9 protein-coding genes and 3 tRNA genes are annotated in these 13,693 nt (G+C 57.4%); 5 read left to right on the top strand and 7 right to left on the bottom strand.

The features are described 5' to 3' along the window. The 4 genes from MLD04_RS08685 (at window position 1) to MLD04_RS08670 (ending at window position 5,274) form a co-directional block, all read left to right on the top strand. The gene (locus MLD04_RS08685) at window positions 1-768 is read left to right on the top strand and encodes a F0F1 ATP synthase subunit B family protein (RefSeq protein ID WP_248157069.1); all 768 of its coding nucleotides are present in this window, start codon (window positions 1-3) and stop codon (window positions 766-768) included. After that, window positions 758-2,284, top strand: a complete 1,527-nt coding sequence (locus tag MLD04_RS08680; RefSeq protein WP_282451825.1) for an alternate F1F0 ATPase, F1 subunit alpha — start codon at window positions 758-760, stop codon at window positions 2,282-2,284. Before MLD04_RS08685 ends, MLD04_RS08680 begins: the two co-directional genes overlap by 11 nt. Before the next feature lie 13 nt (window positions 2,285-2,297). Continuing rightward, window positions 2,298-3,197, top strand: a complete 900-nt coding sequence (locus MLD04_RS08675) for a F0F1 ATP synthase subunit gamma (RefSeq protein WP_248157068.1) — start codon at window positions 2,298-2,300, stop codon at window positions 3,195-3,197. Window positions 3,198-3,417: 220 nt separating this feature from the next. Then, entirely contained in the window at window positions 3,418-5,274 is a 1,857-nt protein-coding gene (locus MLD04_RS08670) for a HAMP domain-containing methyl-accepting chemotaxis protein (protein ID WP_248157067.1), read from the top strand. A gap of 10 nt (window positions 5,275-5,284) precedes the next feature. Here the strand turns inward: MLD04_RS08670 and MLD04_RS08665 are convergent, their stop codons facing one another. The 4 genes from MLD04_RS08665 to MLD04_RS08650 all read right to left on the bottom strand — a co-directional run bounded on the left by MLD04_RS08665 (window position 5,285) and on the right by MLD04_RS08650 (window position 12,440). After that, the gene (locus tag MLD04_RS08665) at window positions 5,285-5,791 is read right to left on the bottom strand and encodes a BCAM0308 family protein (RefSeq protein ID WP_248157066.1); all 507 of its coding nucleotides are present in this window, start codon (window positions 5,789-5,791) and stop codon (window positions 5,285-5,287) included. Window positions 5,792-5,975: 184 nt separating this feature from the next. Further along, on the bottom strand, window positions 5,976-8,381 hold the full coding sequence (locus MLD04_RS08660) for a phosphoketolase family protein (RefSeq protein WP_248157064.1): 2,406 nt from the start codon (window positions 8,379-8,381) through the stop codon (window positions 5,976-5,978). A gap of 15 nt (window positions 8,382-8,396) precedes the next feature. Then, window positions 8,397-9,788, bottom strand: a complete 1,392-nt coding sequence (locus tag MLD04_RS08655) for an MBL fold metallo-hydrolase RNA specificity domain-containing protein (protein WP_248157062.1) — start codon at window positions 9,786-9,788, stop codon at window positions 8,397-8,399. 45 nt (window positions 9,789-9,833) lie between these two features. After that, window positions 9,834-12,440, bottom strand: a complete 2,607-nt coding sequence (locus MLD04_RS08650; protein ID WP_248157060.1) for a plasma-membrane proton-efflux P-type ATPase — start codon at window positions 12,438-12,440, stop codon at window positions 9,834-9,836. A gap of 111 nt (window positions 12,441-12,551) precedes the next feature. Here MLD04_RS08650 and MLD04_RS08645 point away from each other — a divergent pair, with 111 nt between their 5' ends. Continuing rightward, entirely contained in the window at window positions 12,552-13,169 is a 618-nt protein-coding gene (locus tag MLD04_RS08645; RefSeq protein ID WP_248157058.1) for a CHRD domain-containing protein, read from the top strand. Between the two features lie 109 nt (window positions 13,170-13,278). Here the strand turns inward: MLD04_RS08645 and MLD04_RS08640 are convergent. From MLD04_RS08640 to MLD04_RS08630, 3 genes are all read right to left on the bottom strand, one after another. Beyond that, window positions 13,279-13,355: transfer RNA gene (locus MLD04_RS08640), tRNA-Arg, on the bottom strand. A gap of 27 nt (window positions 13,356-13,382) precedes the next feature. After that, window positions 13,383-13,459 (bottom strand) — tRNA-Arg (locus tag MLD04_RS08635). 62 nt (window positions 13,460-13,521) lie between these two features. Next, window positions 13,522-13,612 (bottom strand) — tRNA-Ser (locus tag MLD04_RS08630). Window positions 13,613-13,693: the final 81 nt, after the last annotated feature.

Here is a 13,693-nt window from a genome sequence, read left to right as displayed (position 1 = left end):
ATGGACATTGACTGGATAACGGTCTCCGCACAGGTCGTTAATTTTCTTGTACTGGTCTGGCTGCTTAAACGCTTTCTCTACCAGCCGGTCATTCGTGCCATGGACCGGCGTGAGCAAAGCATACGGAACCGGGTTGATGATGCAGTACAGCGGGAGCAGCTTGCTGAAAGCGAACGGGACGCTTACCAGAACCGAATTGCCGAACTGGAAGCCAAGCGCGAGGAACTGCTCGAAGAGGCGCGCCAGTCGGCACGACAGACCCGAAGCCAGTTGCTTGACGAAGCACGGGAGGAAACGGCTCGGGCCCGGACCAACTGGATGCGCGAAGTCTCAGAAGAGAAGTCCGCCTTCATCGATGGATTGCGAACACAGACGCTTGAGGTGGTCGATTTGATCGCCCGCAATGCGCTTCGAGATCTGGCGGATGAGACGCTGGAAGAAAAGATGGCTCACTCGCTGGCCCGCCAGATCCATCATCTCCAGCAGGAACTCCGGGAGGCCCTACGAAACTCGAAAGACGCCATCGTCATTAACAGCGCCTTTGAGCTCAGCTCCTCTGTCCGCAGCGCACTGACCCGGACAATTCACGAGCAGGTCGGCTCCGCTGTGGCCGTCAATTATGCCCGCAACGCGGACCTCATCTGCGGCATCGAACTGATTGGCGGGGGACTCCGGATTGCCTGGAACCTGTCCGACTACCTGAATCAATTGACGACGCGCATAGACAAGGCTTTCGAACCGTTAGAGACCCAATCCGATGAAGCATGATGGCCCGTTAAACCAGATGCTGTCGGATACCATGTTGACAGTCCGGCAGGAACTCCAGCAGAAGCAGCCAACGCTGATCTGCCAGGAAACCGGAACGGTTCTTCAGGTCGGTGGCGGTATTGCACGCGTTCAGGGACTGGCGAGCATTTCTTCGGAAGAGCTGGTGGCATTCCCCGGGGGCGTGCTGGGCGTCGCAATCAATCTGGAACCCGATGAGGTCGGTGTCATTCTCCTTGGCGAAAGCGAACAACTGGGCGCTGGTGTGCGCGTGACCGCAACAGGCCGGGAGGCCGACACACCCGTAGGCGATGGCCTGCTCGGCCGGATTCTGGACGCAACGGGAAAAGTACTTGATGGGGGCAAACCACTGGAGGTCCACGAACGTCGACCGATTGAACGGGCAGCTCCGGAAATCATTGAACGCGCACCGGTGACCGTCCCGCTGGAAACCGGTCTCAAGCCGATTGATGCCCTTATTCCCATAGGTCGAGGGCAACGGGAACTGCTTCTTGGCGATCGGCAGACTGGCAAGACGTCCATCGCCATTGACACCATTATCAATCAGCGAGACAAAGGCGTTATCTGCCTGTACTGTGCCGTTGGACAACGCGGCACATCCGTTGCGAAAGTGATCGAAACACTACGCCAGCACGATGCGCTGGACCATACCATTGTCGTCGTTGCTTCCGATGAAGACCCGGCCGGGCTCCGATACATCACCCCCTATGCGGCCACAACCATGGCCGAATATTTCATGGAACAGGGGCGCGATGTTCTCATTGTCTATGACGATCTGACCCGCCACGCCCGTGCCTACCGGGAACTGTCCCTGCTCTTGCGCCGCCCACCCGGAAGGGAGGCCTACCCCGGCGACATTTTCTACATCCACTCGCGTCTGCTTGAACGCAGCACGCACATGCGTGCCGAATACGGCGGCGGCTCCCTGACGGCACTGCCCATCATCGAGACCCAGGCCCAGGACATTTCGGCCTACATCCCCACCAATCTCATCTCGATTACCGATGGCCAGATCTACCTGTCCCCGACGCTCTTCCAGAAAGGCTTGCTGCCCGCCATCAACATTGGTAAATCCGTCTCCAGGGTGGGCGGCAAAACCCAGCATCCGGCCCTCCGGAACGTTGCCAGCGACCTTCGCCTCGCCTATTCCCAATTCGAGGAGCTGGAAACCTTCGCCCGATTCTCAACCCGGCTGGACCCGGAAACCAGGGACACCATTGAACGGGGCCGGAGGGTTCGGGAAGTTCTCAAACAGACTGAGCACCAGCCCCTTCGGACCAGCGAACAGGTGGGCATCCTCACTGCCGTGAATGCGGGCCTTTTCGATAGCCTGCCACTGGAAGACCTGGCCGACGCGGAAGAATGGATCCGACGCGGATTGCTCGAGAGACTGCCCGAGCTCTGCGCCCACATCGATAGCGGCAAGCCCCTCGACGAGGAACAGTCACGACAGCTCCTTGACGACATATCCACCGGCCTGACCACACTGCCCTCCTGATCGGACCAAAACCATGGAAACGCTGGAGTACCTGCACAGGAAAATGGACAACCTCGAGGACCTTCACGGCATTGTGAAAACCATGAAGGCCCTCTCAGCCGCCAACATCCATCAGTACGATCAGGCCGTTGGCGCCCTCGACGGCTATTACCGGACCATCGAGATGGGGCTTCACATTCTGCTCAAAGACTATGATCCCGCCAGTTTCAATTCGCCTCGGCCCAGAACCGCAAACAGGCTGGGTGCCATCATTTTCGGGTCCGATCACGGGCTGTGCGGTCGATTCAATGAAGACATCGCCCTGTATGCCACGGAGCGGATGGGAGCCATTCCCGCAGACAGTACCCATCGACAGATTCTGGCGATTGGCGCACGGGTCGCAGAAAACCTGGAGGACGCGGGAGAAGGCATTGATGAGGTGATGCCGGTACCCGCTTCCGCGGCCCAGATCACCAGTTTGGTCGAACGCATCCTGATGACCATCGACGACTGGCGTGAAGCCGGGAATGTTCACTATGTCTACCTGTTCTACAACCACCCACTGAAACGGTCGGGTTACCATCCGATCGGCGTTGAACTGCTCCCGGTTAACCTCCAGAGATTTCATCGCCTGGAGGAGGAGCGCTGGCCCTCCCGTTCGCTCCCGACCTACACCATGAACCGGCAGACCCTGTTTCAGCGACTGCTGGATCAATATCTTTTCGTGCTGCTGTTCCGTGCCTGTGCTGAGTCCCAGGCGAGTGAACATGCCAGTCGGCTTGTTGCCATGCAGTCGGCAGAACGGGCCCTGGACGAACGACTGGAGGATGTCACCATGAATTTCCGTCGGGTGCGGCAATCGCTCATCACGTCGGAGCTGCTCGATCTGATTTCAGGTTTCGAAACAACCGGGTCAACAGATCAAACAAACTGATTTTATTTTTGTGCTTTAATTTTTTCGGGCGTGTCACTTCGAGAAACCCGTGAAATCATCTGTTACCTTAAACCACTGGAATTTTTCACAAATTCAGGCCTTAATATAGGCATCAATAATAAACAGAATGCCGCTTTTCGTATCAGGATAGTTCGTTGATCTGCTTCAACCTCCCTGGCACGTCAGCATCGGTTTTGTTCAAGGAAATCAAGGGCGCACCATGAGTCTTCCAAACCTGCTCAACAATTTGACCATTCGCTCCAAGCTCGCAGGTGGGTTTGCGGTGTTGCTGGTACTGACCATTGTGGTTGGCGTTGTCGGCAATCGTGCGCTGGAAAGCTACAGCACCCGGTCGAACATCGTTGCCATGCTCGGACAGGTGAATACGAGGCTGACCGAAGCGAGGGTCGAAGAGAAAAACTTCCTGCTGACCAGCGAAGCCGACGCTGTAAAGAAGGCGCAGGCAAAGGGTGACGCGGTACTTGCCGTAACCGGCCAGATCGAGCCCCTGCTATCGGTTGCCGAAGAACTCGACACGCTGGATGGAATCGAGAAAAACGTCCACCAGTATCAGACCCTTCTGGGCAAGGTAAAAACCAACCTCGCCGAGCGGGAGGCGGCACTGGGTCGTCTCGAAACCAAGGCGCGGATCGCCGAGTCCTCCCTCAAAGCGCACAGCTCACTGTTTTTCGCATCGGCCATGTTCGGAGATCTTCGCCGATCCGAAAGGAAGTTCCTGGTCGAGCACGATCAGGACAGCGTAAAAGCCTTCCAGGGAGACTCGGAACGAATCAAGGAACCCCTCAAGTCCGCCGCCCTGTCCGCCGAGGACAAGGCAAAAGTCACCAAAGCCATCGACGATTACATCAACGAATTCAAGACCGTTGTCGGCTTGTTCCAGTCCGGTGAAGAACTTTCCAATCAGATGGTGGATACGGTGACGGGCGCGATCGGCTCCGCCAATCGTCTGAGAGAAAACCAGGTCGAGATGATGGCCTCCGAACGCAGTGAAGCAACACTGCTGATTTTCAGTACGACAGCCCTGGCACTGCTACTGGGGGCCGCAATGGCCTATCTCATCATCCGCGCGATCACCGCCCCCATTAATCAGGCCGTTTCCATTGCATCGGAAGTGGCATCCGGCAATCTGTCCGTTCACATCGACAACCGGAGAACCGACGAAATCGGAAAACTGCTGGCCGCCCTGTCAACCATGGTGGTGGGTCTGCGGGAGCTGATCCGGAGCATTGAAACCGGCGCCACGAACATCGCATCCTCCGCCGAGCAGCTATCAAGAGTTACCGCCCGGACCAGCAGCGGCATCGACCAACAAAAGCAGGAAACCGATCAGGTCGCCACCGCGATGAACGAGATGACGGCCACCTCTGCCGACATCGCCCGGAACGCGGAGCAGGCCTTCAGCGTCGCGTCGGAAGCGTCCAACCAGGCCGGCGACGGCGAGCGGGAAGTCAAAGACACCATCGACCAGGTGAACCGGCTGACCCAGGCGGTCAATCAGAGCATGGAAACCATCCAGGGGCTCCAGCAGGAAACCTCCAACATCGGAACCGTGCTGGACGTGATCAAATCTGTCGCTGAACAGACCAACCTTCTGGCTCTGAATGCCGCCATTGAGGCAGCCCGAGCCGGTGAACAGGGGCGCGGCTTTGCGGTCGTGGCGGACGAAGTAAGGTCACTTGCCCAGCGAACACAGACATCCGCCCAGGAAATCGAGACTCTGGTTACTTCACTTCAGAGCAGCGCCGGCAATTCCGTTTCGGCGATGGAATCCAGTGCGAACCTGGCATCAGACACCCTGACGCGGGCGTCGGCCACGGGTGACACCATCGCACGCATCACTCGCGCGGTGGAGGAAATCCAGCAATACAACAATCAGATCGCAACGGCCTCGGAAGAACAGACCTCGGTCGCCGAGGAAATCAGCCACAATGTCACCCGGATACGGGATGTGACGGAACAGTCGGCAACGTCGGCGAACGAAACGGCCGGCTCCAGTTCAGAGCTCGCAGCGCTGGGCAGCGAGCTCCAGAAACTGGTTTCGCGATTCCGTCTGTAACGATCGCCCGTCAATCCCGGCGCCAGTACACCCGGACCAGATTGGATTCTTTGGTGTACTGGATGTCGAGATTGCCGTCGTAGGCCCGCTCGATGGCCTGCCCGGTACCTCTGGGCAGGTGCGTATCGGTAAACGTCAGAACCACGTCTCCCTCTGGTCCATCTTCAACGGCCATGAGTCGTTTGAGAGGGTGCCCGGCCTTCTCTTCCTCTACCTTGTGCTGAACCAGCTTGAGAATTTCTTCCTTGTGGCCATCGAGAAAGCCTCCGCTTAACGTAAGGATGCCCGCCGGCATATTGTCCTCAATTCGCTTGCAAGCCGGACACATCACCTCGTCAGCATCGCCTATGTAATCCACTTTCCATTGCCACCGGCCCTTGTGGAAAATGGCACCGCATCCCGGACAGACCGTGGGCTCAGACAGCTTACCCCTGGCCTGGTAGGGATCGTGAATCTCTTCCTGTATCAGGCGGTCATGACGATCGCCGCCAGGACCGGGATCATTTCCCGCACTCATCTCGCTGCTCCTCTGACATTGGGATTTCTCGGCCGAGCCGCCTCCGGTTAATGGAGCTGGCGCCGGTCAAAAATTACCCGGACCTCCCGTTCCGCGTCAGCTACTGGCATCTTTCAGAATAGGCAGCGAGGCTCGATGTGCGCAAATTTTGAGCAGTCAAAGTTGATTTGGCGCAAGCCCGGCTTTAGGACGGCGCCTGACGCCCCGTCCATTTCCAGTCCCGGATATCCGGCATGTCCTGCCCTACCCGCTCTATATAACGCTTGTGCTCGGTGAGCCGGTCCCTCATACGCTGTTTGAGATAGGCTCCGCTGGCACCCAACGACGGAACCCGATCAACCACATCCATCACCAGGTGAAAGCGGTCAAGATCATTCAGCACCGCCATGTCGAACGGGGTAGTGGTTGTCCCCTCTTCCTTGTAACCGCGGACATGAAGGTTGTCATGATTGGTACGCCGATAGCACAGTCGGTGAATGAGCCAGGGGTAGCCGTGAAACGCGAAGATGATCGGTCGGTCTGTGGTGAACAGGGTGTCGAAATCCCGGGCCGACAATCCGACCGGGTGTTCCTCCCTTGGCTGGAGTGTCATCAGGTCTACCACATTGATTAACCGGACTTTCAGATCCGGAAGATGCTCATTGAGGATTTCCACCGCCGCCAGGGTTTCTATGGTCGGTACGTCACCGGCGCAGGCCATGACGACATCCGGCTCGCTTCCCTGGTCGTTGCTGGCCCATTCCCAGATGCCGATACCGGCCCGACAGTGATTGATGGCCGCATCCATATCCAACCACTGCGGATTCGGTTGTTTGCCCGCGATAATGACATTGACCTTGTCCCGACTACGCAGGCACTGGTCGGCAATATAGAGCAGTGAATTGGCGTCCGGCGGCAGGTATACCCGGACAATGCTCGCCTTCTTGTTGACCACATGATCGATAAACCCCGGATCCTGGTGGGAAAAACCGTTGTGGTCCTGGCGCCACACATGGGACGTCAGCAGAATGTTGAGCGACGCGATCGGACGACGCCAGGGGATTTCCTTGCTCACCTTCAGCCATTTGGCGTGTTGGTTGAACATCGAATCCACGATGTGGATAAACGCCTCGTAGCAGGAGAAGAAGCCGTGGCGACCGGTCAGAAGATACCCCTCCAACCAGCCCTGACAGGTGTGTTCGGAGAGTATTTCCATCACCCGGCCATCGGGCGACAGGTGATCATCGTAATCGAAACGGTCCGCCTCCCAGGTCCGGTCGGTTGCTTCCAGAATGGCGCCCAGTCGATTGGAAACCGTTTCATCCGGACCAAAGACACGAAAGTTCCCCCGGGCCCGGTTTGCATGCATTACATCCCGCAAAAAATCACCTAGCCGACGCGTTGCCTCTCCCATCACCGCTCCGGGCAGCGGTACTGTCATCGCGTAGTCAGCGTAATCCGGCAGCTGCAGGCTCTGCATCAGGAGCCCGCCGTTGGCGTGAGGATTGGCTCCCATTCGTCGCAACCCTTTCGGTGCCAGTTCCGCCAGCTCGGGCCTGAGGCTTCCGTTTTGGTCGAACAGCTCCTCGGGCCGGTAACTCTTCATCCATTGTTCCAGCAGTTTCAGGTGTTCTGGCTTGCTCGCGAGCTCGGCAAAGGGCACCTGGTGGGCCCGCCAGTAGCCCTCCAGCTTCAGACCATCGACGTCTGGCGGGCAGGTCCAGCCTTTGGGCGTCCGCAGAATGATCATGGGCCAGGTGGGGCGGGCCGATGCACGCCCTGATCGGGCCTCTTCCTGAATCGTTCGAATGCGGTCCAGTGCGTAGTCGACCGTCTGCGCCATGGCCTGATGCACAACCAGCGGATCATCCCCGTCCACCAACAAGGGTTCGTAACCATAGCCCTCAAACAGGGCGAGCAGCTCCCGATCACCGATTCGGGCCAGAACCGTCGGGTTGGCAATCTTGTATCCGTTCAGATGAAGGATCGGTAGCACCGCTCCATCGCTGGCGGGATTCAGGAATTTGTTGGAGTGCCAGGCCGTCGCGGCCGGCCCGGTCTCGGCTTCTCCGTCACCGACGACGCAGGCAACGATCAGATCCGGGTTATCGAACGCGGCGCCGAAGGCATGACTCAGGGAATACCCCAGTTCACCGCCCTCGTGAATGGATCCGGGCGTTTCCGGCGCGGTGTGGCTGGGAATGCCCCCCGGAAATGAGAACTGCCGGAACAGTCTGGTCAGACCCTGCCGGTCCGCACTGACGCTGGGATAGATCTCGGAATAGGTGCCCTCCAGGTAGGTGTTCGCAAGGATCCCGGGGGCACCATGGCCCGGGCCGGTTATGTAGATCATGTTCAGATCCCGGGCCTTGATCACCCGGTTCAGATGCACATAGATGAGATTCAGGCCCGGCGCGGTGCCCCAGTGTCCCAACAGGCGGGGCTTGGTGTGGGAGAGCTTCAGCGGTTCCTCCAGCAAAGGATTATCGAGGAGGTAGATCTGGCCGATAGACAGATAGTTGGCTGCCCGCCAGTAGGCATCCATCCCTGCCAGCTCTCTATCTGTGAGCGGATTGGGGGCATTCCCGGCTCTTGTGTCAGATCCCGCCATGGTTGTCTCCCTGGCCTAGATGGAAAATTCTTCGTGCAAACCCGGCATGATCACTTTGGTATTATTCAGTTGACCGGCAAAGGTATTCATCGCGTCTTCCTCGCCGTGCACCAGGAATGTCAGCTCGGGATTGCCGAGCTTCTGATGCCACGCCAGCAACTCATCGCGGTCGGCATGGGCAGAGAACCCGCCGATGGTATGGATTCTGGCACGCACCTGGATGTCTTCGCCAAACATCCGGATCTCGCTCGCACCGTCCACAATACGCCTCGCTGGCGTGCCCTGGGCCGCATACCCCACAAATATCACACTGCTGTCCTCCCGCCAGAGATTGTGCTTCAGGTGGTGCCTGACCCGCCCACCTGTGCACATCCCGGAACCGGCAAGTATCACGGCGCCGCCGCCAATACGGTTCAGCGCCATGGATTCGGCGGTCTGACGGGTAAAATGAAGACCCGGGAAATCAAATGGATCATCGCCATTACGGAAAAGCTCGCAGGCCTGTTCGTCGTAACATTCGGGGTGACGGCGGAAGATCTCTGTGGCCGAAATGGCCATGGGAGAATCCAGGAAGACCTGCATCGAGCTGGACAGCGCGCCGCTCTGGATACCCTCCCGAAGGTAGTAAAGAATCTCCTGGGCGCGTTCCAGGGCGAAGGTAGGAATAACCACGTTACCACCGCGTTTGAAGGTATCGTTGATCGCCTGGTACAACTCTTCGATGGAGGGCTGGAGGCTCTTGTGCAGGCGGTCACCGTAGGTGGTCTCCATTACCACAACGTCTACCGGCGATGGGGGCGCAGGATCCCGGAGAATAATGCGATCGTTGTAACCCAGGTCTCCGGAGAAAAGCACCCGCCTGGAATACCCGTCCTCCTCCAGCTCCAGCAGCACCGATGCCGACCCCAGGATGTGTCCGGCATCGTAAAACGTGGCCTTGAGTCCACCGTCCAGTGTCAGGGCCTGACCATAGGATGCCGTCCGTCCAAAATGGTCCAGGCTGTTGAGGGTATCCAGAACCGTATAAAGCGGTTTGATTTTCTTCCCTTTCTTGCCATGGCGAGCATGTTTGCGGGCCTGCCATTCCGCTTCTTCTTCCTGCAGGTGGGCACTGTCCAGCATCACCAGTTTGGCGAGCTCCCGACTGGCCGAGGTGGTAATGATCTCGCCACGAAAGCCCCGGTTGAACAGCAATGGAATCCGGCCGCAGTGGTCCAGATGGGCATGGGTCAGGAGCAGGTAGTCGATGGTGGAAGGGTCGAACCCCAGAGGCGCCTGATTTTCCTCCTCAAGATCATGTCCGCCCTGGTACATGCCACAGTCGATCAGAATTCGTGTATCGCCGCATTGCACCAGATGGCAGGATCCCGTAACTCCGAGATCGGCACCGTGAAAAGAAATCTTCATGGATCATTCCCCTGTTTAAAAATTTGCGAAGGTACGATCGCGGGCCTAAGCCAACGCTCCCTCTCGCCGCAGCATCCGGTAGGTGAACACCTTGACTGCATCATTGACCAGAAACCACACCAGAGCATAGCCCCAGATCGCCAGCGCATAGGCCCAGCCGATCGGGTCGATAAAAATGCCGTAGACCGCGATGAACGTACCCAGAATCTCCGTTCCGAAGGTAGCGACCAGCAGCAGAGGCGCCGGTAGAGGGCGTTCCCAGAACCAACCCTCCGAGCGGGTAACGTAGAGCGTACTGTGTCCGGCGACGATCAACTTGAGGAAAAGCATGCTGCGAATGACATCGTCGGAGAATCCCTGCTCCCGAAGGATAAAGAACAGCAGGAAGGAGGCCAGAACGCCGAAAACGCCCAGGACCATGGATACCGTCAGCAATTCCCGCATGTTCCACCGCACGGGCTTTTGGTGGACGCGCGTGTTGTCATAGGCGATGGCCAGGATGGGAATATCGTTGAGCAACGCCAGGAGGATGATCATCAGCGCCGTGATGGGGTAAAAATTGAAGACGATGATGGACAGTGTCATAAACAGAATGATCCGTATTGTCTCAGCAATGCGGAACGTGGCGTAACTCTTCATCCTCGCGAAGGTAATTCTGGCCTGGCGCAACGCGTCGTTGATTACGGAGAGCCCGGGCGCCGTCAAAATGATATCGGCTGCAGCCCGGGCCGCATCTGTGGCATTGGAGACAGCAAATCCGCAATCCGCCTTTTTAAGGGCCGGTGCATCATTAACGCCATCGCCCGTCATGGCCACGATGTGATCGCCTTTCTGTAGCGTATCGATAATGCGGTACTTATCTTCCGGCACCACCTCCGCAAAGATATCCACCTCCTCGATCATTTCGATGATGGCGGACTCATGGGTATGGATGAATTCACGCTCGAGGACACGGGTGTCGTACAGCGTTGCCACCTCTTCCATTACCTCACTGGCAAACCGGCGGGCTTCTTTTTCGGCCACGTCCCCTTTCAGCCTGCGGTAGATCACCCGGGTAAGCACTTCGGCCAGCTCCAGCAACTCGTTGCTGGCAGCACCGGACAACTGGGAAGAGCGAATCGTGCGTTGCTGGAGCCCCAACAGACCGCCAATTTCGCGGGCAATGGCGAGGTTGTCGCCGGTAACCATCTTGACCTGAACCCCGTAATTCTCCATTTCCGCAATGACGTCTTTCGAATCATCCCGCGGCGGATCGTAAAGCGGAATCAAGCCCAGGAGCTTCAGAGGCGCCTCTCCCTGTCGCCGCCCTACCGCAAGTGTTCGATAGCCCTTGGCAGCCAGCTCATCGACCCGCTGATTGATTTCCCGGGTCTTCGATTCATCGAGTTCCGTCATCCCCAGCAACACCTGGGTCGCCCCCTTGGTCACAACGAACTGTTCGCCCCCTCTCTCAACGCTGGCTTCTGTGCGCTTGCTGATCGGGTCAAAGGGTGTGAACGACGCCTGTTTCCACGAGTGCCAGTCGGATTCGCTGCCGTGCTCCTCCAGCCACTGAAAAATCGGAGATTCAATCGGGTCCTGGTTTTCCCGTCGGGAGGCCAGCGCCGCAAACACAAACAGTTCCTGTTCAGTGAAACCACTGAACGCGACAGGATCCTTCACCTGCATCTGGTTCTGGGTGAGCGTCCCGGTTTTGTCCGAACAGAACACATCCACCCCCGCCAATTCTTCAATCGCGGTCAGATGGGACACAATCGCTTTTCGTCGGGCCAGATTTACCGCCCCCACCGCCAGGGTGACAGACAATACCGCGGGCAACGCCACCGGAATGGCGGCCACAGTCAGAACCAGCGCAAAGCGGGCAATCTCCAGCAGCGGTTCATGCCTGAACAGGGAGACCATGACAATCAACAGCACAAGTGCCAGGGAGACCATGATCAGGAAATTGCCGATCTGCATCACCATCTTCTGGAAATGACTGCGCTCTTTGATACCGGCCCTGGCCACGAGCGACACGACATTGGAGAAGTTGGTGTGCATCCCGGTATTGACCACCACCGCTTCCATCTCGCCCTGCTTGACGATGGTATTGGCGTAGGCCACTTCCCGGGCCTTTTTACTGACCGGAAGCGACTCTCCGGTCAGAGCCGCCTGGTCCACCAGGAGATAGTCGCCCTTCAAAAGCTGGACATCGGCCGGGACCACGCTTCCAATCTTCAGGCGTATGATGTCGCCCGGCACCAGTTCTCGAACCGGCACGGAATGGTATTCGCCATCCCTCAGCACCGGCACCTTTCCCGCCAGCCCCTTCTTGAGCGCCTTGAGGGCATTCAGGGCCCGGTGTTCCTGGAAAAAATCCAGGAAGGCATTTACCAGCAGCATAACGAGGATGATGCCGAAGTCTTCCCACTTCCCCACCATCGCGGACAATATGGCCGCGATCTCGATCATCCATGGAATGGGCCCCCAGAATCGACGGAAAACCCGATGCCAGACGGATTCTTCTTTCTCCACAATTTCGTTGAAGCCGACGGTTTCCAGGCGTTCCCGGACCACCGCATCGGTCAATCCCGTGGTGCCGTCCGAGCCAAGGCGCTCGAGCGTCTGGTCCAGGGTTAACTGCCCATAATCATCGGTTTTGGTGCGTTCCATGGACGTGGGAACCCTCATGCCGGGAATAGATAAGCAAAGACAGGACTAATCAGGGGGCGCGGGAGAAATCCCCATTTAAAGTTAGTAAGCCACCGAACCCGTGTCCACGTTTTGACCTTTCTCAAATTTTTTTCCATGCAAAGTGCAACTTTCTGCTGCGCTGCGCCGAATACCCTAGGCGACCTGTCGCAAAAAAAGACAATGACCACAAGATTCAGGAGAAAGACAATGAATGGAACAATCGCAAAATCGCTGGGCATCGCTTTTTGTATTATCGGATTCTCCTCGCCTTCCTTTGCAGGACACACAAACCATGTCCTGAAAGCAAAACTCGACGGAAGCCAGATGGTGGGTACCGAAGGTGATAGGAACGGAATGGGCGAAGCCTACGTGTTCGGTATTGATGGTGATCCGAAAACGCTGTGCTATGTCCTTGAGGTTGAGGATATACAGACCGTTCCAGTCAAGGAAGGAATGGCGGCGCACATTCACGAGGCCAGGAAAGGCATGAATGGATCACCCGTTGCCGTGCTGGCAGGCCCTGAGGATGGTGATGCGGCGGATTGCCTGACTGAAGGCGAAAAAGGGAAGTTTCCGACTGGAGAGGCCGGAATTGTGCAGCGGATTCTCGCGAATCCCGACGACTTTTACATCAACGTGCACAATCCGGAGCATCCTGCCGGCGCCATTCGTGGTCAGTTACACGGCCAACACGACACGAAAATGTAATAGAAAAGGCAAAGCTCGGCAGCAATAAAGCCCCGGTCCGGCAACGGATCGGGGCTTTTCTGTGCGAATAATAAAAAACCCCGCGCTTGGCGGGGTTCTTTATTTGATATGGCGCGGCTGGGAGGATTCGAACCTCCGACCGCCTGGTTCGTAGCCAGGTACTCTATCCAGCTGAGCTACAGCCGCTTGAAATCGGTCGCAAGTGTCGGGAAGTGGCGCGGCTGGGAGGATTCGAACCTCCGACCGCCTGGTTCGTAGCCAGGTACTCTATCCAGCTGAGCTACAGCCGCGCATTAATCACTTGCCTGTCGAGTGCTACCTCAACGGTTCTCTGCTTTTCCCGAAAAGGAAATGGCGGAGAGGGAGGGATTCGAACCCTCGATACGCGCAATGCGTATGGTTCCTTAGCAGGGAACTGGTTTCAGCCACTCACCCACCTCTCCTTGAGAACGGGGCGTATACTACCATAATTTTTCTGTTTTCATAGGGTTGACACAAGATTTTTCCGGGACGATTTGCCCGGA

Origin of the sequence: Marinobacter koreensis, from assembly GCF_023156285.1 — a bacterium.
Classification (GTDB): Bacteria; Pseudomonadota; Gammaproteobacteria; order Pseudomonadales; family Oleiphilaceae; genus Marinobacter; species Marinobacter koreensis.
Note: the sequence above shows the minus strand (reverse complement) of the source record. Positions and strands in the feature narration are given on the sequence as shown.

Bases quoted from the DNA above. Each gene is read 5' to 3' on its own strand.
- MLD04_RS08685 (WP_248157069.1), top strand. From the start codon at position 1: ATGGACATTGACTGGATAACGGTCTCCGCACAGGTCGTTAATTTTCTT.
- MLD04_RS08680 (WP_282451825.1), top strand. From the start codon at position 758: ATGAAGCATGATGGCCCGTTAAACCAGATGCTGTCGGATACCATGTTG.
- MLD04_RS08675 (WP_248157068.1), top strand. From the start codon at position 2,298: ATGGAAACGCTGGAGTACCTGCACAGGAAAATGGACAACCTCGAGGAC.
- MLD04_RS08670 (WP_248157067.1), top strand. From the start codon at position 3,418: ATGAGTCTTCCAAACCTGCTCAACAATTTGACCATTCGCTCCAAGCTC.
- MLD04_RS08665 (WP_248157066.1), bottom strand. From the start codon at position 5,791: ATGAGTGCGGGAAATGATCCCGGTCCTGGCGGCGATCGTCATGACCGC.
- MLD04_RS08660 (WP_248157064.1), bottom strand. From the start codon at position 8,381: ATGGCGGGATCTGACACAAGAGCCGGGAATGCCCCCAATCCGCTCACA.
- MLD04_RS08655 (WP_248157062.1), bottom strand. From the start codon at position 9,788: ATGAAGATTTCTTTTCACGGTGCCGATCTCGGAGTTACGGGATCCTGC.
- MLD04_RS08650 (WP_248157060.1), bottom strand. From the start codon at position 12,440: ATGGAACGCACCAAAACCGATGATTATGGGCAGTTAACCCTGGACCAG.